Below are 921 nucleotides of genomic sequence, written 5' to 3' on the forward strand. Positions count from 1 at the left end.
GATCACACTCAGAAGCTCCATGTCAATCACTCCTCACACCCCCAGAAGAGGATGCCGGGGAGTGTGGAGGCATGGGTCAAATCTCGATGAAAATTTCCGCCCTACCCGGGGCAGTTCTCAGTGAAAATCAACACATAGATTTCAAGCAACTTGTCGGACACGGTCATCAGCCGCAGGCGCTGTTTGACAACAGCAGGTGTCACGAAAAACGCAGCGGCGATTTCCTCTTCGGACATGCCTTTTTCCAGCATGTCACGAAAGGCGCGGAACTGGTCCAGCGGATGCAGGGCCAAGCGCTGGACGTTCTCGGCCAGAGAGTCATCCTCGGCGAGAATGGCCGATCCGGCTTCGCGCACGACACAGGGCACGGGCGCGGTCTTCGCCAGTTTCTTCTGCTTCACCAGCAGTTCGAGGGCACGGAAGCGTCGACCGCCGGCGGGGACTTCATAAATGCCGGTCTCGGCCCCGGTGTCGTCGAGAACGGGACGGACGTTCAGGCTCTGCAGCAGCCCGCGACGCTCGATGTCTCGGGCCAGTTCCTCGATCGACAGACCGGACTTCACACGCCGCACGTTGGATTACGACAGCACCAGCCGGTTGAACGGGATGTCGCGGGATGAACTCAGGGTGATTTTGCGAATGGCGGTCGCCATGGCGAAAAACTCCATGACGGGCGGGCAGGAGCCTCTCTCCTACCCTCTCAACCCGTCACGAAAATCCGCGCAGCACTCTGACTCTGACTGCTACACTCACGCCACCCCATCCCCTATTATCGGCCGAAAAATGTCGGCAATGGGGGGATAGTGTTGAAAAACTCAAGGTGAAGAGTGAAAGTGTTGCCAAGCCACTTCGACATAAGTGCAGCTTTCTTGCCTCAGGTGGATAAGGCAGGCGCTCCGGGAGGTATCAGTTTCGCCATTT

1 pseudogene is annotated in these 921 nt (G+C 57.9%); it reads right to left on the minus strand.

Annotated features, from left to right (window positions below):
* Positions 1-134 precede the first annotated feature (134 nt).
* A pseudogene (locus ACBR42_RS17155) lies at positions 135-653 on the minus strand (ParB/RepB/Spo0J family partition protein); the annotation flags it as partial.
* Between the last annotated feature and the right edge of the window lie 268 nt (positions 654-921).

The sequence above is a fragment of the Komagataeibacter sp. SM21 genome (assembly GCF_041402665.1).
In the GTDB taxonomy this organism is placed as follows: domain Bacteria; phylum Pseudomonadota; class Alphaproteobacteria; order Acetobacterales; family Acetobacteraceae; genus Komagataeibacter; species Komagataeibacter saccharivorans.